Annotated in this window: 22 protein-coding genes; 11 read left to right on the top strand and 11 right to left on the bottom strand. The window is 55.1% G+C overall.

What is annotated here, in order from left to right; translation table 11 throughout:
• Nucleotides 1-326 precede the first annotated feature (326 nt).
• Nucleotides 327-1,871, top strand: coding sequence for a TerC family protein (locus tag ACSOSI_RS14960; RefSeq protein ID WP_476705691.1), 1,545 nt, complete (start codon nt 327-329; stop codon nt 1,869-1,871).
• Nucleotides 1,872-1,888: 17 nt separating this feature from the next.
• On the opposite strand, the gene ACSOSI_RS14955 is transcribed toward ACSOSI_RS14960, so the two are convergent.
• From ACSOSI_RS14955 to pabB, 4 genes are all read right to left on the bottom strand, one after another.
• Nucleotides 1,889-3,505, bottom strand: a complete 1,617-nt coding sequence (locus ACSOSI_RS14955) for an EAL domain-containing protein (RefSeq protein ID WP_476705690.1) — start codon at nt 3,503-3,505, stop codon at nt 1,889-1,891.
• A gap of 269 nt (nt 3,506-3,774) precedes the next feature.
• The gene (gene sdaA / locus ACSOSI_RS14950; protein ID WP_017893109.1) at nt 3,775-5,139 is read right to left on the bottom strand and encodes an L-serine ammonia-lyase; all 1,365 of its coding nucleotides are present in this window, start codon (nt 5,137-5,139) and stop codon (nt 3,775-3,777) included.
• A gap of 444 nt (nt 5,140-5,583) precedes the next feature.
• Nucleotides 5,584-6,162, bottom strand: a complete 579-nt coding sequence (locus ACSOSI_RS14945) for a CoA pyrophosphatase (RefSeq protein ID WP_012145533.1) — start codon at nt 6,160-6,162, stop codon at nt 5,584-5,586.
• The gene (gene pabB, locus ACSOSI_RS14940; protein ID WP_476705689.1) at nt 6,159-7,532 is read right to left on the bottom strand and encodes an aminodeoxychorismate synthase component 1; all 1,374 of its coding nucleotides are present in this window, start codon (nt 7,530-7,532) and stop codon (nt 6,159-6,161) included. The genes ACSOSI_RS14945 and pabB overlap by 4 nt, the downstream gene beginning before the upstream one ends.
• Nucleotides 7,533-7,963: 431 nt before the next feature.
• Between pabB and ACSOSI_RS14935 the strand changes: the two genes are divergently transcribed.
• Both ACSOSI_RS14935 and ACSOSI_RS14930 read left to right on the top strand, forming a co-directional pair.
• Nucleotides 7,964-8,971, top strand: a complete 1,008-nt coding sequence (locus ACSOSI_RS14935) for a glycosyltransferase (protein WP_476705688.1) — start codon at nt 7,964-7,966, stop codon at nt 8,969-8,971.
• A gap of 63 nt (nt 8,972-9,034) precedes the next feature.
• Nucleotides 9,035-9,280 carry a YoaH family protein gene (locus ACSOSI_RS14930; protein WP_012145530.1) on the top strand — a complete coding sequence of 82 codons (246 nt, stop codon included), beginning with the start codon at nt 9,035-9,037 and terminating at the stop codon, nt 9,278-9,280.
• Nucleotides 9,281-9,313: 33 nt separating this feature from the next.
• Here the strand turns inward: ACSOSI_RS14930 and purT are convergent, their stop codons facing one another.
• The gene (purT, locus tag ACSOSI_RS14925) at nt 9,314-10,492 is read right to left on the bottom strand and encodes a formate-dependent phosphoribosylglycinamide formyltransferase (protein ID WP_476705687.1); all 1,179 of its coding nucleotides are present in this window, start codon (nt 10,490-10,492) and stop codon (nt 9,314-9,316) included.
• Nucleotides 10,493-10,733: 241 nt separating this feature from the next.
• Here purT and dbpA point away from each other — a divergent pair, with 241 nt between their 5' ends.
• From dbpA to yebF, 4 genes are all read left to right on the top strand, one after another.
• Nucleotides 10,734-12,116: an ATP-dependent RNA helicase DbpA gene (gene dbpA / locus ACSOSI_RS14920; protein ID WP_476705686.1), complete on the top strand. Its 1,383-nt coding sequence runs from the start codon at nt 10,734-10,736 to the stop codon at nt 12,114-12,116.
• Nucleotides 12,117-12,204: 88 nt separating this feature from the next.
• Nucleotides 12,205-12,528 carry a YebG family protein gene (locus ACSOSI_RS14915; protein ID WP_012145527.1) on the top strand — a complete coding sequence of 108 codons (324 nt, stop codon included), beginning with the start codon at nt 12,205-12,207 and terminating at the stop codon, nt 12,526-12,528.
• Nucleotides 12,529-12,567: 39 nt separating this feature from the next.
• A complete protein-coding gene (yqfB, locus tag ACSOSI_RS14910) occupies nt 12,568-12,876 on the top strand; it encodes a N(4)-acetylcytidine aminohydrolase (protein WP_017893103.1) in 309 nt (102 codons plus the stop codon).
• A 70-nt stretch (nt 12,877-12,946) separates the two neighbouring features.
• Nucleotides 12,947-13,306: a protein YebF gene (gene yebF, locus ACSOSI_RS14905; RefSeq protein ID WP_012145525.1), complete on the top strand. Its 360-nt coding sequence runs from the start codon at nt 12,947-12,949 to the stop codon at nt 13,304-13,306.
• Nucleotides 13,307-13,400: 94 nt separating this feature from the next.
• Here the strand turns inward: yebF and ACSOSI_RS14900 are convergent, their stop codons facing one another.
• From ACSOSI_RS14900 to mdtH, 5 genes are all read right to left on the bottom strand, one after another.
• A complete protein-coding gene (locus ACSOSI_RS14900) occupies nt 13,401-13,964 on the bottom strand; it encodes a lipoprotein (RefSeq protein WP_012145524.1) in 564 nt (187 codons plus the stop codon).
• Nucleotides 13,965-14,102: 138 nt separating this feature from the next.
• Complete coding sequence (locus tag ACSOSI_RS14895) at nt 14,103-15,743, bottom strand: ABC1 kinase family protein (RefSeq protein WP_261098205.1); 1,641 nt, start codon at nt 15,741-15,743, stop codon at nt 14,103-14,105.
• 28 nt (nt 15,744-15,771) lie between these two features.
• Nucleotides 15,772-16,419 carry a glutaredoxin 2 gene (grxB, locus tag ACSOSI_RS14890; RefSeq protein WP_261413642.1) on the bottom strand — a complete coding sequence of 216 codons (648 nt, stop codon included), beginning with the start codon at nt 16,417-16,419 and terminating at the stop codon, nt 15,772-15,774.
• 129 nt (nt 16,420-16,548) lie between these two features.
• On the bottom strand, nt 16,549-16,797 hold the full coding sequence (locus ACSOSI_RS14885) for a hypothetical protein (protein ID WP_153860077.1): 249 nt from the start codon (nt 16,795-16,797) through the stop codon (nt 16,549-16,551).
• An 85-nt stretch (nt 16,798-16,882) separates the two neighbouring features.
• The gene (gene mdtH / locus ACSOSI_RS14880; protein WP_012145520.1) at nt 16,883-18,088 is read right to left on the bottom strand and encodes a multidrug efflux MFS transporter MdtH; all 1,206 of its coding nucleotides are present in this window, start codon (nt 18,086-18,088) and stop codon (nt 16,883-16,885) included.
• A 345-nt stretch (nt 18,089-18,433) separates the two neighbouring features.
• On the opposite strand from mdtH, the gene rimJ reads away from it, so the two are divergent.
• The 4 genes from rimJ to murJ all read left to right on the top strand — a co-directional run bounded on the left by rimJ (nt 18,434) and on the right by murJ (nt 22,243).
• Nucleotides 18,434-19,018 (top strand): ribosomal protein S5-alanine N-acetyltransferase, encoded by a 585-nt coding sequence (gene rimJ, locus ACSOSI_RS14875; protein WP_012145519.1) that lies wholly within the window; start codon nt 18,434-18,436, stop codon nt 19,016-19,018.
• Nucleotides 19,019-19,027: 9 nt separating this feature from the next.
• Nucleotides 19,028-19,672 (top strand): YceH family protein, encoded by a 645-nt coding sequence (locus ACSOSI_RS14870; protein WP_476705685.1) that lies wholly within the window; start codon nt 19,028-19,030, stop codon nt 19,670-19,672.
• Nucleotides 19,665-20,585 (top strand): Gfo/Idh/MocA family protein, encoded by a 921-nt coding sequence (locus ACSOSI_RS14865; protein WP_476705684.1) that lies wholly within the window; start codon nt 19,665-19,667, stop codon nt 20,583-20,585. Before ACSOSI_RS14870 ends, ACSOSI_RS14865 begins: the two co-directional genes overlap by 8 nt.
• Before the next feature lie 122 nt (nt 20,586-20,707).
• On the top strand, nt 20,708-22,243 hold the full coding sequence (gene murJ, locus ACSOSI_RS14860) for a murein biosynthesis integral membrane protein MurJ (RefSeq protein ID WP_012145516.1): 1,536 nt from the start codon (nt 20,708-20,710) through the stop codon (nt 22,241-22,243).
• A 72-nt stretch (nt 22,244-22,315) separates the two neighbouring features.
• Here the strand turns inward: murJ and argS are convergent, their stop codons facing one another.
• Nucleotides 22,316-24,046: an arginine--tRNA ligase gene (argS, locus tag ACSOSI_RS14855; protein WP_476705683.1), complete on the bottom strand. Its 1,731-nt coding sequence runs from the start codon at nt 24,044-24,046 to the stop codon at nt 22,316-22,318.
• Between the last annotated feature and the right edge of the window lie 671 nt (nt 24,047-24,717).

Genomic DNA, 24,717 nt, shown 5'->3' with positions numbered 1-24,717 from the left:
TTTGCGGAATTAAACAACAGAGCTGTTACAAGACGATGCAGAAGGTAAAAAAGCTTCTTTGCCGGCCAAAAAATTCCTGCTAGAGTATTTCTTCTTTCATATTCAGGAGTGAAGGGCCTCAGCCCACCCTATGGACTGTCACCGAAGTTACTGTTTTTCAAGGTTCCACCCGCCACCTGCTGGCGTAGTACAAATCACACGGCCGCTCGGCCATTCCCCGGTACTGCAATCCCGATATCTTGCTATTTCTGTCCGCGCCTTTGCTGCGTCGGCATCGTCACGCCTGAGCATCGCTCGGCCATCCTGTCTTTTTTTCGGAGTCTGATATGGAATTTCTAATGGACCCCTCAATTTGGGCTGGGTTACTGACACTGGTAGTATTGGAAATCGTACTGGGCATCGACAACCTGGTGTTTATCGCCATTCTGGCCGATAAACTGCCGCCGAAGCAGCGCGATAAAGCGCGTATCCTCGGCCTGTCGCTGGCGCTGTTTATGCGTCTTGGCCTGTTGTCGGTGATTTCCTGGATGGTGACGCTGACCACGCCGCTGTTTAGCGTCGGGGAGTTCAGCTTCTCCGGTCGCGACCTGATCCTGTTGTTTGGTGGTGTGTTCCTGTTGTTCAAGGCCACCATGGAGCTGCACGAACGGCTGGAAGGGCAAACGCACCAGGATGGCGCCAACCGTGGCTACGCCAAATTCTGGGCGGTGGTGGTACAGATTGTGATCCTTGACGCCGTGTTCTCACTCGACGCGGTAATTACCGCCGTGGGCATGGTGAACGACCTGCCGGTTATGATGACCGCCGTTGTCATCGCCATGGTGGTGATGCTGGTGGCTTCCAAACCGCTGACCAACTTCGTTAATGCGCATCCGACTATTGTGGTGCTGTGCCTGAGCTTCCTGTTGATGATCGGCCTTAGCCTGATCGCCGAAGGCTTTGGTTTGCATATTCCTAAAGGTTACCTGTATGCCGCAATTGGCTTCTCGATCCTGATCGAGCTGTTTAACCAAATTGCCCGCCGTAACTTTATCAAACATCAGGCTCATCGCCCGATGCGTGAACGCACCGCAGAGGCGATCATGCGCCTGATGGGGCAGCAGCGCGCACAGCAGACTGACGAAGCGGCACCGCAACCGGTGAATGAAACCTTCGCCGAGGAAGAGCGTTATATGATCAGTGGCGTGTTGACGCTGGCCTCACGTTCTTTGCGTAGCGTGATGACGCCGCGCACCGATATTTCATGGGTGGATTGCGATCGTTCCCGTGAAGAGGTGCGTGAACAACTGCTGGATACGCCGCATAGCCTGTTCCCGGTGTGCCGCGACTCGCTGGATGAAATTATCGGCGTGGTGCGTGCAAAGGATCTGCTGGTGGCCGTAGAGCGGGGCGAGGATATCGCCGAGTTTGCCGCGCGTACGCCACCGATTGTGGTGCCGGACACCATGGATGTGATTAACCTGCTGGCGGTATTGCGCCGTGCCAAGGGGCGTCTGGTGGTGGTCACCAACGAATTTGGTGTCGTGCAGGGGCTGGTCACGCCACTGGACGTGCTGGAGGCGATTGCCGGTGAATTCCCGGACGAGGATGAAACGCCGGATATCGTGGTGGAAGACGCCAGTTGGCTGGTGAAGGGCGGCGCCGACCTGCACTCACTGGAGCAGGCGCTGAACTGCGACGATCTGGTCAGTCCGACGGCGGACTTCGCCACTCTGGCGGGGTTCCTGCTGTCCCACTACGGCCAAATGCCGGCGGTGGGTGAAACGGTGGAGCTTAACCGACTGCGTTTCGAAGTCGTTGCCGTGTCCGAGTACCGCATTGAACTGGTGCGTATTACCAAAGTTGAACCTCACGACGAGGAACACCAGTAACCTACGGGCCGGAGGCATCACGCCTCCGGCTTGCTTTCCTGCTCCATCCGCCGTTCCTCCCGCTGATTCACCGCCCGCAACCGCGACTCATACTGCTGTAACCACAGTGGGAATACATTGATTGGCATCGGTTTGGCGAAATAGAACCCCTGCAACGCGTTCACCTCGCGCGAACGCAGATAATCCGCCTGTTCGGCGGTTTCTACCCCTTCCGCCACCAGTTTCAGCTTCAGGCGATGTGCCAGGGTAATGATGGTATCGGTGACGGTGGCGTTAATCGCATCGGTACCTATGGCGGCGGTGAAACCCCGGTCGATTTTCAACACGTCAGGGCTGAGTTTTTTCAGGTAACTGAGTGAACTGTGCCCAGTGCCAAAGTCGTCGATAGCCAGCATGATGCCCATTTCCTTCAGCGTTTTGATTTGTTCATACTGAATTTCCGACAGGGCGGTACGTTCGGTCAACTCAAGCATCAGCGAAGGCATAGGATGGGCAGGAAGCCACAGACGGCGGATATCATCGATAATGGTCACCCCGTTGAAATGCTCGGCCGCGACGTTGATGCTGATATAAAACGACGGGCGTGGCGGGAACAACTGCAGGTTTTCCACCACGGTGCTCATCAGGTAACGGGTCAGGGTGATGATCAAGCCATGCTGTTCCGCCAGCGGGATAAACACGTCGGGGGAGATCCAGCCCTGTCGTTTGTTTTTCCAGCGCAGCAGCATTTCAACCCCGACACAGCGGCCGGTTTCAGCATTGATGATTGGCTGACAGTAAACACGGAATTCGCGGTGGGAAATGGCATGACCAATGTGGTACGACAGGCTCATGCGATTAGCGGTGAGCAGATACACCACATAGGCCGCCAGCAGACTGATCAACAACGACAGCGGGATATGGCGTGGCAGCGCCGCCAGCGCCAGCATGCTGGCCTGCGGGCCGAACAGTGAAATAGAGAACGGATACCGAGCGGATTTTGCGGTATAGCGCAGGTCAGTGGTCAGGGTATCGCTGCGCAAGATTTCCCGACGACCATACTCCAGGCTGTAGTTGCCGACGTTCAGCACCACTCGCTGCGCGTAGGGTTCCTGAGGTTCCAGCAGGAAGTTCGCCAATAGCTCAATATTGAACACGTGCAACACGCCGTTACTGTTGTTATCTGGCTGCGCGGGAGTCCACATGATCAGGGTCGGCACGCCTTTGGCGACAGAGAGCGAAGGGCGCAATACCAGCTTCGCGCCATCGTTTGCTACGCTGGGCAAAATAGTGCTGAAAAGGTACTTACGGGTGCCAAACAGGCTGGAACAGTAAATAACCCCGTCCTTAACCAACAGCATTGCCCGCAGAGCCTGGTTTTGCGCAGCGCGAAAACGCAGCGTTGGTATCACCTCTTCGCAGGTGGAGTCCAGCAGTGGCATGGAGCGCTCGGCCTGTTGCATTGCCGGTGTCAGCAGATCGTTAATCTTGGCGACGGTGCGGGTCGCGAGCACCTGCCGGTTTTGTTCAATAGTGCCAATTTCTTGATAATAACGGGTGTAGAGCGATAACAGCAGAATAGCCAACCCGACCGCCCCGGCCAGTAGCCAACGGTAATAGCGGTATTTGCTCACGGCAAGTTGGGTCATCAACATCGCTAAATCCTTGTTCGGTAAGCCAGCCCTGAATCACCGTCAGGCCAAACTGCCCTGAATGATACTTGGCTAATTCTAGCCTGTCGTTATACAAGAGTGATGTTAACCCAATAAATTATTTAAATTTGGCGAAACAGAGGGCTAAATTGCCGGTTAACTGTGGGATAGGGTTTTGAATAGCGGATGTGACGTTGTCACTAAAAAGAGGCAATGATTTGACTGACTCAGGGGCAGGAAGAAAAACCCCGCCGGAAGGCGGGGTTAGAGGGTCAGTCACACTGCACTTTGATCGCCAGACCGCCGCGAGAAGTTTCGCGATATTTGGCGTTCATGTCTTTACCTGTTTCGTACATGGTTTCGATGACCTTATCCAGCGAGACACGTGGTTCACTGGTACGACGCAATGCCATACGCGCCGAGTTGATCGCCTTCACGGAAGCAATGGCGTTACGTTCAATGCAAGGAACCTGAACCTGACCGGCAACCGGGTCACAGGTCAGCCCCAGGTTGTGTTCCATGCCGATCTCTGCCGCGATGCAAACCTGCTCCGGGCTGGCGCCCAGCAGTTCGGCCAGGCCGGCCGCGGCCATTGAACAGGCCACGCCCACTTCACCCTGACAACCCACTTCGGCGCCGGAGATAGAGGCGTTCATCTTGTACAATGCGCCTACTGCGCCCGCAGCCATAAAGTAACGGATATAAATATCCGGGCTGACGGATTCAATAAAGTGGTCATAGTAAGCCAGTACGGCAGGGACGATGCCACAGGCGCCGTTGGTCGGTGCGGTGACGACTCGGCCGCCGGCCGCGTTCTCTTCGTTGACCGCCAATGCGAACATGTTGACCCAGTCAATCACGTTCATTGGATCGTTGGACAGTTTGTCGGAAGACACCAGCATACGACGCAGCGCGGAGGCACGGCGTGGCACACGCAGTGGCCCCGGCAGTACGCCCTCGGTATTCAGGCCACGATCGATACAGGCGCGCATGGTTTGCCAAATGTTGCCGAAGTAGGTCTCGATATCCTGCTTGCTGTGCAGCGCCAGTTCGTTCTGCATCACCAGGCCAGAAAACGACAGTCCGGTATCACGGCAGTGGGCGAGAATATCACGGGCAAAACTGAACGGATAAGGGACGCTCAGCTCGTGTGCGTCGGCTTTACCGAAGTTCTCTTCGTCGACGATAAAACCGCCGCCGAGTGAGTAGTAAGTCTTGCTGTAAACTTGTTTATCCCCGGCGAAGGCGTGGATCTGCATGCCGTTCTCATGCAGCGGCAAATTGTCGCTGCGGAAAACCATGCCGCCGTCACGCGGGAAATCAACCTCATGCGAACCGTTGGCCAGCATCAGGCGTTGACGTTGTTCTACATCGCGAATAAAGCCCGGGATGCTATCGATATCAACGGTGTCGGGCATATTGCCCGCCAGGCCGAGGATGATAGCGATATCGGTATGGTGACCTTTACCGGTCAATGAGAGTGAGCCGTAAACATCTACGGCAACACGCGTGATAGAAGGCATCAGGCCTTGATTTACCAGATCGTCGACAAACTGTTTGCCGGCTTTCATCGGTCCAACCGTATGAGAGCTGGACGGGCCGATGCCGATCTTAAACATGTCGAAAACGCTAATCACGCTAAAACTCCTTAGAGGCATATTGTTATGGCTGCAGCGGTTAAAAACCGAGCAGGGAACAGCGATATTGTAAAAGGGCCGCACGGGTTTGGCTGCCTTTTTCGCATGAAATTAAATAATCCTTGGTGTTAGTTTTTTACTGATTGCCGCAGGCATTCGGCCGTTCGTGGAACATCCGTTGCCTAAACTCGGTTAATGGCAATCGCGCCAGCTTCCGCTGCTGAACGCGGCCGGCTTAAACCCTGCTGAAATAGTGGTTTATTCCGGACTGCGGTATTTTACAGGTATTTCGTAAGGTTGAAGAGAGGGTTTACAGTTTTTTTAAAACTCTGATAGCCAGAAAGGTAGTTTAAAAAGCAAACCAATGAAGTGATGCCGATCGCTTTACCCACGCCTGTTGCGCAGGTAACCGTTTGGCTTGTGATGGGCATCACATTATTGGCGTTAAATGCTGACCTGCTGTGCCAGCCGTCGAATGATGGCGGCGGTCATTCCCCAGACAAATTGGCTCTGATACCAGGACAGATAAATGCGGTGTGAATGACCGGCGCGGTGAATATCCAACGGATAATAGCGCGAAAGCGTCAGCGCTTCGTGCAGCGGCATTTCAAAAACCTCGGCCACTTCGTCTTCATTGGCGAAAAATTGCACGTCGGGTGAGATCAAGCCAACCACCGGGGTCACCTGAAAACCGGTGCTGCTGTCTAGGGGGGCCAGTTGACCCAGAATGGTCACGGCCTGAGGTGGAATAGCCACTTCCTCCTGAGCTTCACGCAGGGCGGTGATAATCGCCGAGGCGTCTTCAGCATCGGTTTTACCCCCCGGAAATGCCACCTGGCCCGGATGTTTGCGCAGTGAGTCGGCGCGGCGGGTCAACAACAGGGTAGGTTCGGGGCGGCAGATAATCGGGATCAGCACCGCTGCGGGCCGAACGTTATGCGAAATCTGCGATGCCTGCGGCAGTTGCAGCTGAAAGCGGCTGATAAAGGCTGCCAGCGAGGTGGGATAGGTCGGTGGGTTCATGAAGCGATAAACTCCCCCAGTTGCGGCAGGATGCGGCCGACTTTATCAAAGGTTTCCTGATATTCCGCCTGTTCCTGGCTGTCGGCAACGATACCGCCCCCGGCAGAGCAGTAAATGCGGCCGTTTTCGGTGATCAGGGTGCGGATAGTGATGTTGGTGTCCATGGTGCCGCAGGCACTGATATACCCGATGCTGCCGCAGTAGGCGTTTCGTCGCTGCGGCTCCAGCTCTTCAATAATTTCCATCGCTCGCACCTTGGGCGCCCCGGTAATGGAACCGCCCGGGAAGCAGGCGCGCAGCAGTTCGGTCGCCGGAGTGTGTTGCGGCAGGGTGGCGGTGATGGTGCTGACCAGGTGGTGTACCGCCGGGAAGGGTTCGACCACAAACAGTTCGGGAACCTGCACGCTGCCCGGTTCGGCAACTCGGCCGATATCATTGCGCAGTAAATCGACAATCATCAGGTTCTCCGCACGGTCTTTGCTGGAGTTTGCCAAGCGTTGTGCCTGCTGCGCATCCTGATCGGCATCGGCCAGCCGCGGCAGGGTACCTTTGATCGGGCGGGTTTGAATATGTTGGTTTTCCAGCCACAAAAAGCGCTCGGGTGAAACGCTCAGCACGGCGTTTTCCGGCAGACGCAGGAAGGCAGAGAAGGGTGCGCGATTGCTGGCGCTCAATTGCTGAAAGGCTTGCCATTCATCGCCCTGATAATCGGCAGCAAAACGTTGCGCCAGATTGATTTGATAACAGTCGCCACTGCGCAGGTAATGCTGAATACGCTGGAACTTTTCACCGTACTGCCGTCGCGTCATATTGGCCTGCCAGGGGCTGGTCAGGGCAAATGCCGACTCTGGCGCAGGCTGCTGATTGCGGAGCCACTGCCAGCGCTGTTCCCCATCACCATAGCTGAGTAACGTCAGCGTCTGTCGGTGGTGATCGGCTATCACCGCCCAGTCGTAAATACCGATCGCCATATCCGGCAGCGTGATATCTGCCTGTGCCCATTGAGGCAGTTTTTCTACCCGACGACCCAAATCGTAACCGAACAACCCGAGGGCGCCGCCCTGGAACGGCAAGCAGGCATCCACCTGCGGGTGCAGGTTCAGCTGTTCCAGCTGCTGTTGTATCAGGTGGAAAGGATCTTCCGGCGACGTCCAATGCTCTTCACCGCGACGGATCTCGGTAATGGGGCCACGAGTGCTCAGGGTTGCACAGGGTTGCGCCACCAGAATATCGAAACGGTTATGTGAGTGTTCGGCAAAACCGGAATGTAGCAACATCGCCCAAGGCTGTGAGGCCAGTGGGGCAAACAGCTCCAGCAGGGCAGTGCGGGTGTAGGGTAAAGACTTTATATTCGGTGCGGTTGCGCTCATGGGCCTCAATAAACCTGACTAACGGGGCGGCGGTTTCTGACGGCTATTCTGCCATATTCAACCGGCTGACGCATGCTCTGGCATCAGGCGCATAAGCACACTCCGTATAAACGATGATTAAACATTTTTGCAAATGAAGCATTTTTTGCGACTTTGACTATAATCCAATATGTTAAAAACTACACCAGTGAAGGGTTGAGATAATTCTCGGACTCGATGTTTTCAAATTCTAAACTTCATTATTAGTTTCATTCGGTTATTGTTTTTGCTTGTTATCACTCGTCTGTGAAAGCGCAGATCTTAAAATATAAATGATAACAAGACACATTTGTGCCCCGGCAGAGTCGATGGGCCAATGCCTTATTTAATTGCACCCTGATATTTTTAAAAAATAGAAATATTCATTCGTTACTTTTTGCGAAGAGCTGCCTATGCCCCTAATGCTGAGTGTTATTGTCCCGTTGCACAACGTGGGCGAACTGTTTGAGCCGTTTCTGGCATCACTGCTGGCCCAGAACGAACGTCGGTTGGAAGTGATCATCGTTAATGATGGTTCCACCGACGGCTCTGGTGATATCGCCCACCGCTATGCGCAGCAACACACGCATATTACCGTGATTGATCAGCATAATGCGGGGGTGTCCTGCGCCCGTAATGCCGGGTTGGCGGTTGCCAGGGGGAAATATGTGGCATTCCCCGATGCCGATGACTTACTGGCACCGGAAATGTATTCAACGCTGATTGAATTAGCCGAACAAAACCAATTGGATGTCATGCAGTGTAACGGTGAACGTTATTTCACCGACCAGGATGAATTGCAGCCGATTATTCCGCTAAAGCGATTAGGTGATACCGATGTTATTAGCGGCGTGCAATGGCTGGAGCGTGCGTTAGAATCAAGAAAGTTTATTCATGTGGTCTGGCTGGCGGTATATCGTCTTGATTTTATTAAGCAGCACCGGTTGTATTTCGAACCGGGTTTGCACCATCAGGATATTCCCTGGACTACTGAAGTGATGTTTAATGCACAGCGGGTGAAATACCTTGGCAAAGCGCTGTATCGCCAACGGGTGCACGGCCAGTCGATCAGTAACCGCCGCCGTACGGGCAAGGCAAATGTCGAGTATCAGCGCCATTACATGAAAATTGTAGCCATGCTGGTGGCGTTGAATCGGCGTTATGCCGATAAAATTGCCATCCGCCCGGCTTTCCACTGGCAGATTACCCGTGAAGCCTTGGGCATTTGCCACAGCATCCGTCGTGAGCCAGAGCTGGCGGCCCAGTGCCGTATCACCGATGAGTTCTTTCAGCTTGGCATCGATCGGGCGATGGTTGATAACGCGCGCGGCCTCAAACAGGGATGGCACGTTATTCTCTGGCTTCACCGCCTGAAGCAGTGGCGACATGGCGATCCTTGTTCACTGCCGGCGGCCGAATAACAGACGTTGGGATCCGTCGGTTTAAGGCGTATACTCAGCCTCCATTTTGCCGGAGAGAAACACATGCTTGCAGGTATGCCGTCACTGAGTCATCTAGAGCAGCAGGAAGCTGCAGATCGTATCCATCTGTTGATGGAACAAGGCATGAGCAGTGGTGAAGCCATCGCGCGCGTCGCGCAGGAAATCCGCGAAAAACATCAGGGTGATCAGGTTAGCGTCATGTTTGATGACGAAGACGACGATGAAGAGTATCAGGAACGGCCGGATGACCAGGCTGATGACGACTCGGAAGAAGACGAAAACTATTGATGTTGTCGGGGCCGGCAAACCGGCCCCAAAGCATTAACCTTCAATCACCACCGCAGCTGCGGCCCGTTTGGCCGATTCCACCGCCAGCGCTACATTTTCTGCCGTAGCCAGCGCGACCCCCATCCGACGTTGACCGTTAATTTCCGGCTTGCCGAACAAACGCAGTTGATTGTGGCCGACCAGCGCGCGATCCAGCCCACTAAAGCGCAGGTCACTGCTGATTAACTGTGGCAGGATCACCGCCGAAGCAGAAGGGCCAAACTGGCGAATGGCGCCAATCGGCAGACCGAGGAAAGCGCGAACGTGTAGCGCAAATTCGGACAGATCTTGTGAAATCAGAGTCACCATGCCGGTATCGTGCGGGCGCGGTGAAACCTCGCTGAAGATCACTTCATCGCCACAAACAAACAATTCAACGCCGAACAGGCCAAAACCGCCCAGCGCCTTCACCACATTTTCTGCAATCGCCTGTGCGCGGCTTAGCGCCAGGTCACTCATCTGCTGCGGTTGCCACGATTCGCGGTAATCGCCGTCCTCCTGGCGATGGCCGATCGGCGCACAGAAATGCACACCGTCGACAGCGCTGATGGTCAGCAGGGTGATTTCAAAATCAAATTTTACCAGCCCTTCAACAATCACCCGGCCACCACCGGCACGACCGCCTTGCTGGGCATAATCCCAGGCGGTTTTCAGCTGGTCCGGGCTGCGGATCAGGCTCTGGCCTTTGCCGGAAGAGCTCATCACCGGCTTGATAATGCACGGGTAGCCAATTTCGTCGACCGCCTGGCGGAAAGCGGTTTCGCCGTCGGCAAAACGGTAACTGGAGGTTGGCAGGCCAAGGGTTTCCGCCGCCAGACGGCGGATGCCTTCGCGGTTCATCGTCAGGCGCGTTGCCTCGGCGCAGGGCACCACGCGGTGTCCTTGCTGTTCCAGTTCAACCAGCATGCTGGTGGCGATGGCCTCGATCTCCGGCACGATATAATCAGGACGTTCCTGCTCAATCACGGCTTTAAGCGCGTTGTCATCGAGCATGTTAATCACGTGGCTGCGGTGCGCCACATGCATGGCAGGGGCATCAGCATAGCGATCTACGGCGATCACTTCGAGGCCCAAACGCTGGCATTCGATAGCAACTTCTTTACCCAGCTCGCCGGAGCCGAGCAACATAACGCGGGTGGCGGACGGGCGCAGGGCGGTTCCAATAGTTAACATAGTCTCGTACCTGGATCTGTGGAGTGTAATGCGGTCGGATAATGGCCCGGCAGTATATACGAAAACGTTTGCGTATGCAGCCGGAGGCTATTGAACTGCCGATGTGGTGGCCAAAAGCCGCAGTTGGCGGCTTTTTTTATGCGTGAAATCCGTAATCCACCCTATCTCTGTTATCATCTGCGGCTGATTCGGTGCTGCCCTGAGCGCGCCGCCATTCCATTTGCCATAAAGAGTTATCGCCGTGAGCACAGTATCTTTTTCTTCCCTGCCGCTGCCAGCCGAACAGTTGGCCAACCTCAACGAACTGGGGTATGCCGAAATGACACCGGTGCAGGCCGCCGCACTGCCCGCCATCCTGAATGGGCAGGACGTACGTGCCAAAGCAAAAACCGGCAGCGGTAAAACGGCGGCGTTCGGCATCGGTCTGCTGGACAAAATTAACGTAGCCCAGGTGGCCGCGCAGGCGCTGATCCTGTGCCCGACGCGTGAGCTGGCTGACCAGGTGAGCAAAGAATTGCGCCGTTTGGCGCGCTTCACCCAGAACATTAAAATTTTGACCCTGTGCGGCGGCCAGCCGATGGGGCCGCAGCTTGACTCGCTGGTGCACGCGCCCCATATCGTGGTGGGGACGCCGGGGCGCATTCAGGAACACCTGCGCAAGAAAACGCTGGTACTGGATGAACTGAAAGTGCTGGTGCTGGACGAAGCTGACCGCATGTTGGATATGGGTTTCGCCGATGACATCGATGACGTGATCAGTTACACGCCGCCGCAGCGCCAAACGCTGCTGTTCTCGGCAACCTATCCGAGCGGTATCGAACGCATCAGCGCCCGCGTGCAGCGCAGCCCGTTAAATGTGGAAGTGGACGACGGTGAAGAACAAACCACCATCGAACAACGCTTCTATGAAACCACCCGCGATCAGCGTCCGGCGGTGCTGGTGTCGGCAATCCGCCATTACCAACCTTCTTCCTGCGTGGTGTTCTGCAACACCAAGCGCGACTGTCAGAGCGTGTATGAAGCGTTGGAGTCTCGCGGCATCAACGTGCTGGCGCTACATGGCGATCTGGAACAACGCGATCGTGACCAGGTGCTGGTGCGTTTTGCCAACCGCAGTTGCCGGGTGCTGGTGGCAACCGACGTTGCCGCACGCGGCCTGGATATCAAAGAGCTGGAGCTGGTAGTCAACTACGAGCTGGCATTTGATCCGGAAGTGCACGTTCACCGCATTGGCCGTACCGGCCGTGCCGGTTTGAGCGGCAAGGCGATCAGCCTGTGTACACCGCAGGAAATGACGCGCGCGCATGCCATTGAAGACTATTTGCAAACCAAGGTTAAGTGGGCACCGGTATCTGAGCTGAGCGGGGCGAGGAATACCACGCTGGAAGCCGAAATGGTCACCCTGTGCATCGACGGTGGGCGCAAGGCCAAAATCCGTCCAGGCGACATTCTCGGCGCATTGACCGGCGATGCCGGGCTGACGGCGGCGGAAGTGGGCAAGATCGACATGTTCCCGGTACATGCCTATGTGGCGATCCGCAAGGAAAGCGCCCGCAAGGCACTGCAACAGCTTCAGCAGGGCAAAATCAAGGGTAAGAACTGCAAGGTGCGGTTGTTGAAATAAGTCGCGTCAGGGGTGCGCTTGCATCCCTGCGTAAAATCACCTTATACTGTATAAAAATACAGTATTCTAACCTTTGAGGAATGCACACATGGCCGTTGAAGTTAAATATGTGGTGGTGAGAAACGGTGAGGAAAAGATGACTTTCGCAACCAAGAAAGAAGCCGACGCTTACGACAAAATGCTGGATCTGGCAGATAGCCTCGGTGAATGGCTGCAGCAGTCACCCCTGACCCTGGATGATGAGCAGCGTGAAGGGCTGAGCTTCTTCCTGGCGGAGAATAAAGACGTGCTGGGGCAAATTCTGCGCGGCGCAGCGCCGACAGAAGCGCCGAAGAAATCCGCCAAAGTGAAAACGGAAAAACCTGTCGCTACCACTAAAGAGGGATCTGCGTCAGAAAAGCAGGCAGCATAATGACTTATGTTGCGGCAATGTGATGAAAAAGGATCTAGAATGAGCCGTGAAATAACTTTCTTCAGCCGCTTTGAGCAAGATATTTTGGCCGGGCGCAAAACCATTACCATTCGGGATGCCAGTGAATCCCACTTTCAACCCGGTGAGGTATTGCGCGTTAGCCGCAATGAAGACAACGTCTTTTTCTGCCAGATTGAAGTGCTGTCAGTCACGCCGGTGCGCCTGGACGGGTTAACCGAGCAGCATGCCCGGCAGGAAAACATGTCACTCAGCGAACTGAAGCAGGTGATCAAGGAAATCTATCCGGGGCTGGATGAGCTGTTTGTCATCACCTTCGCCAAACGCTGATCTGTCGCCAGGCCAGTTGTGAGCCAAGGGCCAATGCCTGCGGATAGCGTTAATCACAACTGGAGGGAATATGAAAACAACGGGACTGAGTTTGGCGGTAGCGCTGTTGGCCATGGCGGGGTTAACCACCTCGGTGCAGGCGCAGGAGCAACGTAGCGCCAAAGTCGCGCAATGCGCGGGTCTGCAACCGGCAGACGTTGCCGCTCAGGTGAAACGCGATTTTCTGCAAAACCGTATCACACGCTGGGAATCGGATAAAAAACTGCTGGGCACGGCCACCCCGATCGCCTGGATCAGCCCGGAAGCCATTACCGGTAAAGATGCCGTCTGGCAGGTCCCTTTGACGGTTCGCGGCACCAAACAGGATAAAACCTATCATGTGATCCTGGACTGTAACGCCGGTAAGATCACCTACAGCGAACCACAGTAATTACATAAATTTCAGGCGGTGTTGCGTATAGCTTGCCCAACTGAAAAGACTCAGCCCGCCTTATCAGCGGGCTTTTTGTTTTAAACCGTCGGCCTTAGTCGGTGAACGGGATCACTAATTCACCCGGTTTCACTTCCAGTCCTTTCGCCAGTTTCTTGGCCATCGCCTCGGTTTTACTGTTATCCGGGTTCAGCACGTAGGCCGGTTTTTGGTCGAAGTAGGATTTCAGCGACTGGTTCAGGTAAGGCGTCAGCGCCTTCATCACCGTCTGCATTTTCTCTGGCTGCACGCTATAGTCGGTCAATTCCATATCCTTCAGGAATACCGCACCTTGCTCGCGGTCATAGACCGGCTGTGCCTTCAGCGTCAGCTTCAGATCCGCTGTCTGCGGGCCAAGGATCGAGGTAATGTTCACTTTCGCATCGCCGGAAAGGGTGACCTTGCCAGGTTCACTGCGGCCGATTTGGCTCTGCAACTGCGTCAGCACGATATTGGCGTCCAGTAATCCCGGCACGCCGATCTGCTTCTGGTAATCGTTATGCTTTTGCAGGTAGTCGTTCACTTCCTGCTCGCTAAGTGTGTATTGGGTCAGTTGGTTGCAGCCGACCAATGCGCCAACAAATGCCAGGGCTGCCACACCCATTAGGATCTTTTTCATAAGTACTCACGTGTTGGGGGCGTAGCTATCTGCCCCGATTGACATGGCCGCAGTATACCGCGGCCCTTCCGAAACATGGGATAATATTGATAATGCGCGGAAAACTTGTCACGACCTATCGGATAACGCCGAAACTGTTCAGCGCCGCAAACGCAATGCCAGCAACAATACTCCCCCCAGACAGGCTAACCCGCCCAGTGCCGGAAACAGCGGAATGCCCCACAACCGCACCGAGGATTGCATCAGATAGGGCGCCAGGCCCAGCGTGAAGGCGGCGGTCACTATGGCAATGGCCAGCGTGACGGCAGAACGTTCCAGCGCTTTGCTTAACTGACTGATGTTCTTGAGGTTGATATCGGCGCTGATTTGCCCGCGTTTTAGTCGGCGCATCAGCAGACGCAGGGTCTGCGGAAGTTCTTCGCCCGCATCCAGCGCTTCACCACCTAGCGCCAGCATCCGCCGACGCACAGCCTCAGGGGTGTAACGCTGCAGCATCACCTGTTGCAGCATGGGTTTCAGGGTGGCGATGATGTCGAAATTGGGATCCAACCGGTGCAACACGCCGTCTGCGGTGATTAACGCCTTGAACAGCAACACCAGATCCGGTGGCAGCGCCAACTGATGTTCACGCGCCATCACCAGCAGATCGGTCAATGCCTTACCCAGCGTCAGGGTTGCCGAAGCCTGCTTATCGAGAAAGTTTTGCGCCGCCAGTTCCAAATCCAGCAGATCCAAAGGATCGCTGTCCGACCAGGCGATCAAGGTATTGACGATACCGCCGGACTCCCGCTCGGCAATCGCCTGCAGCAACAGCAGTAACTGATTGCGCCGCCGTTCGGAAAGTTGGCCGACCATACCGAAATCGATAAAGCCGACGCGATTATCCGCTAACGCCATCAGATTACCCGGGTGCGGATCGGCGTGATAAAGCCGGTGCTCCAGCACCATTTTCATAAAGGCCTGTGCGCCGCGCTGTGCCAGAAGTGGGCCATCAAAACCGGCGGTTGCCAATTGCTGTGGATTTTCCGGCGCGATGCCGGGCAGAAACTCCTGCACCAGCAGGCGTTTTGACGACCATTGCCAGTAAATTTTCGGTATCACTACTTCGGGCTGTTGAGCAAATTGCTGAGCCACCCGTTCGCAGTTATTGCCTTCGTGAGTCAGGTCCAGCTCATGATTAAGCGCGGTTGCCAGCGCTCGTACCATCTGACGTGGCCGATAGCGGGCCAGCGCCGGGCTTTGTTGTTCCACGGTTTCCGCCAGATAGGCCAGCAGGCGCAAATCGGCGTGAATGGTTTTTGCCAGACCGGGGCGTAATACCTTGATCACCACGGCTTCACCGCTGTGCAAACGGGCGCGATAAATCTGTGCCATCGATGCGGCGGCCAGTGGGGCTTGATCAAACTCGGCGAACAGGTGGTGTGGGTCACCCCCCAAATCGGCGGTAATCTGCGGCGCCAGTTCGCTCCAGGCCAGGGTTGTCGCCTGGCTGTGCAGGCGATCCAGTTCGTCGGTCCAGCTCGAGTCCAACAGGTCTGAGCGGGTAGCCAGGATCTGGCCGAATTTGACAAAGGTTGGCCCCAGCGCTTCCAGTGCGGCACGCAAGCGTTGTGGCAAGGTTTGGTTATCTTGCGGTTCACCGCCGCCTTCACCGCCGCTTAGCAGGGTGCTCAGGCCCAGCAGGCGAATGACATCCTGTAGGCCGTAGCGGATCAGCACCGCGGATATTTCTTTCAGCCTCGCCCGATCGCGGGCGGTAACCAGCACCATTTTCAACATTTGCGCGCTATATCCTTATTGCGGGGGATCACTGTTCCATATCGAACAGCAGTGGAATATCACTGCGCTGCGCCATCCGGTTACGATAGGCTTCGATGTTATCCGGCAGCGTAAGCCCGGCGACGATCGACAGCGAACGCAGCAGTGGGAACAGGTGAATATCGTCCTCCGACAGGGTACCGTTCACGGCATCAGGGGCGGCTATCAGCCCGGAAAGCACCTGGAGATCGGCTTCCAGTTGTGCGATCAGATCGGCGCTGTCGGCAAGGTGCGTGGAGAAGTCACCGATTGAAGCCTGCTTTTTGTCGGTAAAATACTGGCGCGCTCCTGCTGTGGCGAACTCTTCGAAATCCGCGTTGGCGAAGCGTGGCAGCAGCAAATTGAGGCTGTAGCTACCGACCCGTTGTAGCCATTCGGCGATCGCCGGGTTGGTTTTACCGGTCAGCAGGGGGTTACCGTCGAGTTGGTCGACGTAATGCACGATATCCATGCTTTCCGGCAGGTAACTGCCGTCGTCTTTTTGCAGAATGGGGGCCATTTTCTTGCCAATCATGCCGATCGGCGTCGCTTCATCATCGTTGAGCAGAGTGACCAGGCGGACGGGCAGATTTTTCAGGCCAAAAATCATACGGGCTTTAACGCAGAATGGGCAATGATCGTAGATAAACAGTTTCATGCTTGCTCCGGTTGTCAGGTTTTAACAGCAATAGTTATCACAGCATACTGAGGCTGTCGCGAAGAGTTCTTGTTGGAAGGTGCGTTATTGTTGAATGGCCCGCGCAAAGTACGCGGGCCAAAGCAGGCGTTATTTTTTGGTTGGAACGGAATTGATCACTTCTATCAGGTGGATACGCGCCTCTTCCAGATCGATTTTATCCCGTTCGTTGCTGGCGTTGACTATCTGCAACTGTTTGATGATGTCGCTTTTCAGGTCGGCATTTCCAGCAATAATATGGGCCAGTGCTTTTTCTACCAGAGTTGAGCGCGCGTACAGCATGCGCAGGTTCAGTACCATGTGCTCCAGTAACTGCGGTAATTTTGATTCATCGGTCATCGCCAACTTCTCCTGTTTATGTTTTTACTATCAGGATAGCAGCTATGGGAAATTCGGCTGATTTTCTGGCAACTTAGAGAAAAAATTAGCCGCCGGGGGCAACTGCCGGTGCGCTGCTGCGCGGGTTGAACTGCCAGTAAAGTGCAAACAGGGTAATAAAGCCTACGATACCCAGCAGTATCCACGGCAGTTCCGGCATGTTCATCGAGTGGCCGGTGTCGTACATCCAGCCGCCACCGGTGTAACCCAGTGCGCCGCCCAATGCCAGCCCCAGGCGGCTGAACCCCATGTAACTGCCGCGTGCGCGGGGATCGGCCAGCGAGGCGCTGAGGGTTTCACGCGCAGGCTCGGCGATGATGGAACCGAGATAGAAACAGCAGATCAGGGTAAAGACGCCCTGCAGGCTGGTTGCCAGCCCAACCGGCATCAGGCTGAGGGTCATCAGCAGCAAGCCGGCCATCAAGCGTTGCTCCAGCCGAAAACGTTTTTCGCTCCAGCGAGCCAGTGGATACAGCAGTGACAGCGACAGCGCGGCTTCGATGGCATACATCCATTTTACCGCCGTGGGTGAACCGGCGATTTCATTGACCACGATCGGCAGCATCAGCATCACCTGTACCGACAGCATGTAGTAGCCGGTCAGCGTCAGCACGTAGGTCAGGAAACGGCGGTCGCGCAGTACGCGCATCATGCCTTCCTTCATTGGGGTGCGGACGGTAGAAATACGGTATGCCGGCAGCAGCCAGGCGTTCCAGCCCGCGGCCAACACGAAAATGCCCGCGCCGACCCAGCAAACGAAGTGGAAATCATATTGCAGCAACCAACTGCCGATCAGGGCGCCAATCACCGCCCCGGCACTGTCCTGCATCATTAACAGAGAGTAAAAACGGCCGCGCTCATGCGGACGGGTGAGCTTAATCACCAGCGCGGTGCGCGGTGGGTCAAACAAGGTGCCACCGAGGGCGGAAAGGGCGCAGGAGAACCACAGCAGCCAGGGCTGATCGGCCATTGCCATGGTGGCGAAACCGGCCGCGCGCATCAGCATGCCGGTGACAATCATCGGTTTGGCACCAAATCGGTCGGCGATTGCTCCGCCAAAAATGCCCAATCCCTGTTGGATTAATTGCCGTAAACCCAGTGCGGCACCGACCACCACGGCCGCCCAGCCAAGTTGATCGACAAAGCGAATCGAAATAAGTGGAAAGACTACAAAAAAGCCTAAAACCACTAACAGGTTATCGAGTAATAGAAAATACTTACCCAAGCTCCGAGCTTGCGATACCAGAGACATGCTTCACCACGAGCAATTAAGGGGGAGAGGAGTGCGACCGCTCTAGTTTGTACCCATTCCCGGATTGCCGATAGGGGCGAGGAAGATAATATTTTTTTATCGTCAATACGTTACCTGCACGGCAAAACAGCACGAAAATAGCCGTAAAATGGTTAATCGCTTATTTACTGAGCTGCCGGGATTTTACCTCCGGGGCAGGCTACGGTTATATTAAATGAGGGTAAGTGCGGTTCTGCGCCGGTGTTTAAAAAATAATGGCCCAGGATAGGTTCGTCGCAGGATGAATATCCAGACGTGCGCCCAATAAATACTTCTTATCGAACCGTTCTGACCGCGGGGGAAATGATGTTTGGCTATCGCTCTGCATCACCAAAAGTACGCCTCACCACCGACCGGCTGGTTGTCCGTTTAGTTCATGAACGCGACGCCTACCGGCTGGCGGAATACTATGCCGAAAACCGAGCCTTTCTTAAGCCCTGGGAACCGGTCCGGGATGAAAGCCATTGTTATCCTTCCGGCTGGCAGGCACGGCTGGGGATGATCACCGAAATGCAAAAGCAGGGCAGCGCCTACTATTTTATCCTGCTCGATCCGGAAGAACATGAAGTGCAGGGCGTGGCGAACTTCAGCAATGTGCTGCGCGGTTCTTTCCATGCCTGTTTCCTCGGTTATTCATTGGCCGAAAAATGGCAGGGGCAGGGGCTGATGTATGAAGCGCTGCAGTCCGCAATCCGCTATATGCTGCGTCAGCAGCGAATGCATCGCATTATGGCCAACTATATGCCGCACAATCAGCGCAGCGGCGCGTTGTTGACTCGCCTGGGATTTGAACGTGAAGGTTATGCCAAGGACTATCTGCTGATCGACGGGCAGTGGCAGGATCACGTACTGACGGCATTAACCAATAAAGAATGGCTACCGCCACGCTGAGGCCAGAAAATGAAATATGAATTAAGCGCTAAAGAAGCCAGGGTGATTGGCTGCCTGCTGGAAAAGCAGGTCACTACCCCGGACCAGTATCCCCTTTCTCTCAATGGCATCCAGCTTGCCTGCAACCAGAAAACCAACCGCGAGCCGGTGATGGAACTGACGGAAAGTGAAGTGCAGCAAATTCTCGACCTGTTGCTAAAGAAGCATTTTCTGCGCACTCTCAGCGGCTTCGGCAATCGAGTGGTCAAATATGAGCACCGCTTCTGTAATTCGGAGTTCGGTCAGCTAAAACTGTCTGCTGCCGAGGTAGCGGTGGTTGCCACCCTGTTGCTTCGTGGCGCGCAAACCCCCGGTGAACTGCGCACCCGCACCAACCGCATGCATGAGTTCAGTGATGTCAGCGAAGTCGAGCAGGTGCTGACGAATCTGAGCGCCCGTGAGGATGGGCCTTTTGTGGTGCGTTTGGCACGTGAGCCAGGCAAACGTGAAAGCCGATTTATGCATTTGTTCTGCGGCCAGATTGACGAGGCACCGGCAGAAGCCGCATTGGAAAATGACGCTGAATTGAGCCAGCGCGTGAGCGTACTGGAAAACGAAGTCGCGCAGCTTAAACAACAACTGCAGGCATTATTGGAGCGGGGGACGCATGACTAAATTACGCGTTGGCGTCGTGGGGCTGGGCGGCATTGCGCAAAAAGCCTATTTGCCGCTCCTCAGTCAGGCGGCGGACTGGACGCTGGTCGGCGGCTTTTCTCCCAATCAGCAAAAGGCGCAGCCGATTTGCGACAGCTATCGGATGGCCTGTTTTTCGGGGCTGGATACTTTGGCTCAGCAATGCGATGCCGTTTTCGTCCACAGCAGTACCGCCAGCCATTTTCAGGTGATCGGCGAATTACTGCGCTACGGCGTTCACGTCTATGTCGACAAGCCGTTGGCGGAGACGGTTGAACAAGGCGAGCAGTTAATCGCGCTGGCTGAAAAGCAGGGCAAAACGCTGATGGTGGGTTTTAACCGTCGCTTTGCGCCGTTATATCTTCAGTTGAAGCAACAGATGCAGCAACCGGCATCGCTTCGTATGGACAAACACCGCGCCGACAGCGTCGGGCCAAACAACCTGCGCTTTACCCTGCTGGACGATTATCTGCACGTGGTGGATACCGCGCTGTGGCTGGGCGGCGATGAGGGGAAATTACTCAGCGGTAGCCTGCGAGCTACGGCGGCCGGTGAGTTGATGTATGCCGAGCATCATTTTGAGTGCGGCGAAACGCTGGTGACGACCAGTATGCATCGCCGGGCCGGCAGCCAGCGCGAAAGCGTGCAGGCAGTCACCGACGGCGCGGTCTATCAGCTGAGCGATATGCGCCAGTGGCTGCGAGAAGACTCACAAGGCGTGCTGGAGCAACCGACGCCAGGCTGGCAGACCACCCTGGCACAGCGCGGTTTTGACGGTGCAATCCGCCATTTCCTTGCTTGTGTCAGCAACCAGACGGTGCCGGAAACCGCCGGAGAGCAGGCAATTGCTGCTCAAAGGGTGATTGAAAAACTGCTGCGCGATGCCGGTTTATAAGGTAACCCCATGTAACATATGGCGGTAGCTATTCTGCCGCGGATGGGTAAACTTAGCCGATAGTTTTACTGACGCCTGCTGATGCAGGCGTCGACATTTACAGGGCACATCAGAAAAACCACATGAACCTACTAAAATCGTTGGCCGCCGTCAGCTCTATGACGATGTTTTCGCGGGTGCTGGGCTTTGCCCGTGACGCTATCGTGGCGCGGGTGTTTGGCGCCGGAATGGCAACAGATGCCTTTTTCGTGGCGTTCAAACTGCCCAACCTGCTGCGGCGTATTTTTGCCGAGGGCGCATTTTCTCAAGCCTTTGTGCCGATCCTGGCCGAATATAAAAGCCAGCAGGGTGAAGAGGCGACGCGTACCTTTATCTCATACGTTTCTGGTCTGTTAACGCTGATACTGGCGTTGGTCACGGTGTTGGGGATGCTGGCCGCCCCCTGGGTTATCTATATTACCGCACCGGGTTTTGCCGATTCACCGGACAAGTTTGCTCTGACGTCGTCGCTGCTCCGCGTGACCTTTCCCTACATTCTGCTGATTTCGCTGGCCTCGCTGGTCGGCTCGATCCTCAATACCTGGAACCGTTTTTCAATCCCGGCGTTCGCGCCAACCTTGCTGAACGTCAGCATGATCGGTTTTGCGCTGTTTGCCGCGCCTTACTTCAATCCACCGGTGATGGCGCTGGCCTGGGCGGTGGTGGTCGGTGGGGTACTGCAACTGGGTTATCAACTGCCGCATTTGAAGAAGATTGGCATGCTGGTGCTGCCGCGCATCAAGCTTGGTGATGCCGGCGTATGGCGCGTGATGCGTCAGATGGGGCCGGCGATTTTTGGCGTTTCGGTTAGCCAGATTTCACTGATTATCAATACCATTTTCGCCTCGTTTCTGGTCTCGGGATCGGTTTCCTGGATGTACTATGCCGACCGTCTGATGGAGTTCCCTTCCGGGGTGTTGGGTGTGGCATTGGGCACCATTTTGTTGCCGTCGCTGGCGAAAAGTTTCTCCAGCGGTAACCACGACGAATATTCCCGACTGATGGACTGGGGGCTGCGTCTGTGCTTCCTGCTGGCGCTGCCGAGTGCTATCGCACTGGGGATCCTGGCCAAGCCGCTGACCGTTTCGTTGTTCCAGTATGGCAAGTTCAGTGCCTTTGATGCCGCCATGACTCAGCGTGCGCTGGTGGCCTATTCGGTCGGGCTGATGGGGTTGATCGTGGTGAAGGTGTTGGCGCCAGGGTTCTATTCGCGTCAGGATATTAAAACACCGGTTAAAATTGCCATTATCACGCTGATTTTGACCCAGGTGATGAACCTGATGTTTATCGGCCCGCTGAAACATGCCGGGCTTTCGCTGTCGATTGGTCTCGGGGCCTGCCTTAACGCTTCGCTGTTGTACTGGCAGTTGCGTAAGCAGAAGATTTTCCACCCGCAACCGGGTTGGGCGATGTTCCTGACCAAGCTGGTGATTGCGGTGATGGTGATGTCGGTGGTGCTGGTCGGTGTGATGTGGCTAATGCCTGCCTGGGATCAGGGCAATATGCTGGAGCGCCTGTTGCGGTTGGCGGTCGTGGTGGTCACCGGCGTGGTGGCTTACTTTGGCGTATTGGCTGGCTTGGGCTTCCGGCCACGCGACTTTGCACGCCGGGTGGCATAAACGGATATTGCCGTTGCCAAAGCATAAAAAAGGGTCGCCGTGGCGACCCTTTTTCGTATTCAACCCGAGAGGTTACATACGCTCGACGGTTTCGATGCCCAGCGTGTCCAGACCGGCCTTCAACGTTTTGGCGGTCAACAGCGCCAGCTTCAGGCGGCTCTGACGCGCTTCTTCGCTATCTGCATTGAGGATCTGGCAGTGCTCGTAGAAGCCGGAGAACAGGCCCGCGAGATCATACAGGTAGCTACACATCACGTGTGGGGTGCCTTCACGCGCCACTGTGGTGATCACTTCTTCAAACTGCAGCAGACGGGTTGCCAGCGTGATTTCACGCTCTTCGGTCATCACCAGTGGCAGGGTCAGGTTGCTTTCATCGACACCGGCGCGTTTGAACACCGAGGCAACGCGGGTATAGGCATACTGCATATAAGGTGCGGTATTGCCTTCAAACGCCAGCATGTTATCCCAGTCGAAGATGTAATCGGTAGTCCGGCTTTTTGACAGGTCGGCGTATTTCACCGCACCGATGCCAACGGCATTGGCCAGGCTTTGCATTTCTTCTGCCGGCATATCCGGGTTTTTCTCGGCGATCAGTTTGCCGGCGCGATCCACCGCTTCATCCAGCAGATCGGACAGTTTCACCGTGCCGCCTGAGCGGGTTTTGAACGGCTTGCCGTCTTTACCCAGCATCATGCCGAACATGTGGTGTTCCAGCGACAGCGAGTCCGGGATATAGCCGGCCTTACGCACGATGGTCCAGGCCTGCATCAGGTGCTGGTGCTGACGCGAGTCGATGTAATACAGCACACGATCGGCGCCCAGCGTTTCATAACGGTATTTGGCACAGGCAATATCGGTAGTGGTGTACAGGTAGCCGCCATCCTTTTTCTGGATGATGACGCCCATCGGCTCGCCGTCTTTATTCTTGTATTCATCGAGGAATACCACGGTGGCACCTTCGCTTTCCACCGCCAGACCCTTGGCCTTGAGATCGGCAACAATCCCCGGCAGCATCGCGTTGTACAGGCTTTCACCCATCACGTCGTCTTCGGTCAGGGTGACGTTCAGACGGTTATAGGTCAGCTGGTTTTGTGCCATGGTAATGTCGACCAGCTTGCGCCACATCTTCAGACAGTACTGGTCGCCGCCTTGCAACTTCACCACATAGGCGCGAGCGCGCTCGGCAAAATCGGCGTCTTCGTCATAGTGTTTCTTCGCTTCGCGGTAGAACTGTTCCAGGTCGGACAAATCCATATCGCTGGCGTTCTCGTTCTGCATTTTTTCCAGATAGGCGATTAACATGCCGAACTGGGTGCCCCAGTCGCCAACGTGGTTAGCGCGGATCACCTTGTGGCCCAGGAACTCCTGGGTACGTGCGGCGGCGTCACCGATAATGGTGGAGCGCAGGTGACCGACGTGCATTTCTTTCGCCACGTTGGGGGCAGAGTAGTCAATAACGATGGTCTGTTGCTTGACTGGTGCAATATCCAGTTTTGGCGCGCTCAGCACGCGATCGGCTTGCTGGGCAACCCATTGGCTGTTCAGGAAAATATTGATAAAGCCGGGGCCGGCGATTTCCACTTTGCTGGCGACGTCGCCGAGGTCAAGCAGTTGCACCACTTTTTCCGCCAGCTGGCGCGGCGGCATGCCGAGTTTTTTGGCGACGGACATCACGCCATTGGCTTGATAATCACCGAACTGTGCTTTTGCTGATTGACGGACCTGCGCTTCGCAATCGGCTGGCGCGCCTGCGGCAATCAGCGCCTGGCTGACTTTATCTGAAAGAAGAACCTGAATATTCACCGGGTTACCTTAATGACGAACGAGGGGCCGTATGCCATGCCCCTGCGGGATTCAAAGGTGGTTTTTTTGGCTGCGCGTCAACACGGCGGCCCACCACAAAACAGCCTGTAATTGTAACTGATTTGATGGGTTACGTCAGCAGTTGGCGCGGGAGGATTAGGTGAAAGTCTTGGTTCATTAATGCCCGCCTGCAATGAGTTGCGGTGGCAGAGTGAACGGCATACGAGAAAAACATGGATGGGATAAAATGGAATCAGCAGAACTAGTGCTTTTTGTTTCGGCGGCCGGCATCCAGCGTGTTATTGCGACGTGATTTAAAATGACGATATATCGCATAGGCAGCAATAACTACCAATAGCAAAGAAACTATTAAAAGGAACATAAGTGATTATCTCTGACTCAATTTTCACTAAAGTAGCTCAATTGATATTTCCAAGCAATTACCGTACTCGTGTTTAGGAAGATTCTCATGCTTGATTTATTGTAAAGTCTTTAGTTAACAGGTTGTTACTGTTTGTTTTTGTATGGGGATTCATTTCCAATCGTTTTTTGCTACGTATGAATTAACTATTTCTTAAGCATTTATGAATGTTGACAGCGCTGAATTATTTGGCTTAATAAGTTAGCAATATCTTCAGTGCTCTGGTCATAAGAAAAAGCTATAAACTTAT

The sequence above is a fragment of the Serratia sp. AR11 genome, from assembly GCF_056376275.1.
This window is presented reverse-complemented; position numbering and strand designations above follow the sequence as displayed.

Bases quoted from the DNA above. Each gene is read 5' to 3' on its own strand.
- ACSOSI_RS14960 (WP_476705691.1), top strand. From the start codon at position 327: ATGGAATTTCTAATGGACCCCTCAATTTGGGCTGGGTTACTGACACTG.
- ACSOSI_RS14955 (WP_476705690.1), bottom strand. From the start codon at position 3,505: ATGTTGATGACCCAACTTGCCGTGAGCAAATACCGCTATTACCGTTGG.
- ACSOSI_RS14945 (WP_012145533.1), bottom strand. From the start codon at position 6,162: ATGAACCCACCGACCTATCCCACCTCGCTGGCAGCCTTTATCAGCCGC.
- pabB (WP_476705689.1), bottom strand. From the start codon at position 7,532: ATGAGCGCAACCGCACCGAATATAAAGTCTTTACCCTACACCCGCACT.
- ACSOSI_RS14935 (WP_476705688.1), top strand. From the start codon at position 7,964: ATGCCCCTAATGCTGAGTGTTATTGTCCCGTTGCACAACGTGGGCGAA.
- ACSOSI_RS14930 (WP_012145530.1), top strand. From the start codon at position 9,035: ATGCTTGCAGGTATGCCGTCACTGAGTCATCTAGAGCAGCAGGAAGCT.
- purT (WP_476705687.1), bottom strand. From the start codon at position 10,492: ATGTTAACTATTGGAACCGCCCTGCGCCCGTCCGCCACCCGCGTTATG.
- ACSOSI_RS14915 (WP_012145527.1), top strand. From the start codon at position 12,205: ATGGCCGTTGAAGTTAAATATGTGGTGGTGAGAAACGGTGAGGAAAAG.
- yqfB (WP_017893103.1), top strand. From the start codon at position 12,568: ATGAGCCGTGAAATAACTTTCTTCAGCCGCTTTGAGCAAGATATTTTG.
- yebF (WP_012145525.1), top strand. From the start codon at position 12,947: ATGAAAACAACGGGACTGAGTTTGGCGGTAGCGCTGTTGGCCATGGCG.
- ACSOSI_RS14900 (WP_012145524.1), bottom strand. From the start codon at position 13,964: ATGAAAAAGATCCTAATGGGTGTGGCAGCCCTGGCATTTGTTGGCGCA.
- ACSOSI_RS14895 (WP_261098205.1), bottom strand. From the start codon at position 15,743: ATGTTGAAAATGGTGCTGGTTACCGCCCGCGATCGGGCGAGGCTGAAA.
- grxB (WP_261413642.1), bottom strand. From the start codon at position 16,419: ATGAAACTGTTTATCTACGATCATTGCCCATTCTGCGTTAAAGCCCGT.
- ACSOSI_RS14885 (WP_153860077.1), bottom strand. From the start codon at position 16,797: ATGACCGATGAATCAAAATTACCGCAGTTACTGGAGCACATGGTACTG.
- mdtH (WP_012145520.1), bottom strand. From the start codon at position 18,088: ATGTCTCTGGTATCGCAAGCTCGGAGCTTGGGTAAGTATTTTCTATTA.
- rimJ (WP_012145519.1), top strand. From the start codon at position 18,434: ATGTTTGGCTATCGCTCTGCATCACCAAAAGTACGCCTCACCACCGAC.
- ACSOSI_RS14870 (WP_476705685.1), top strand. From the start codon at position 19,028: ATGAAATATGAATTAAGCGCTAAAGAAGCCAGGGTGATTGGCTGCCTG.
- ACSOSI_RS14865 (WP_476705684.1), top strand. From the start codon at position 19,665: ATGACTAAATTACGCGTTGGCGTCGTGGGGCTGGGCGGCATTGCGCAA.
- murJ (WP_012145516.1), top strand. From the start codon at position 20,708: ATGAACCTACTAAAATCGTTGGCCGCCGTCAGCTCTATGACGATGTTT.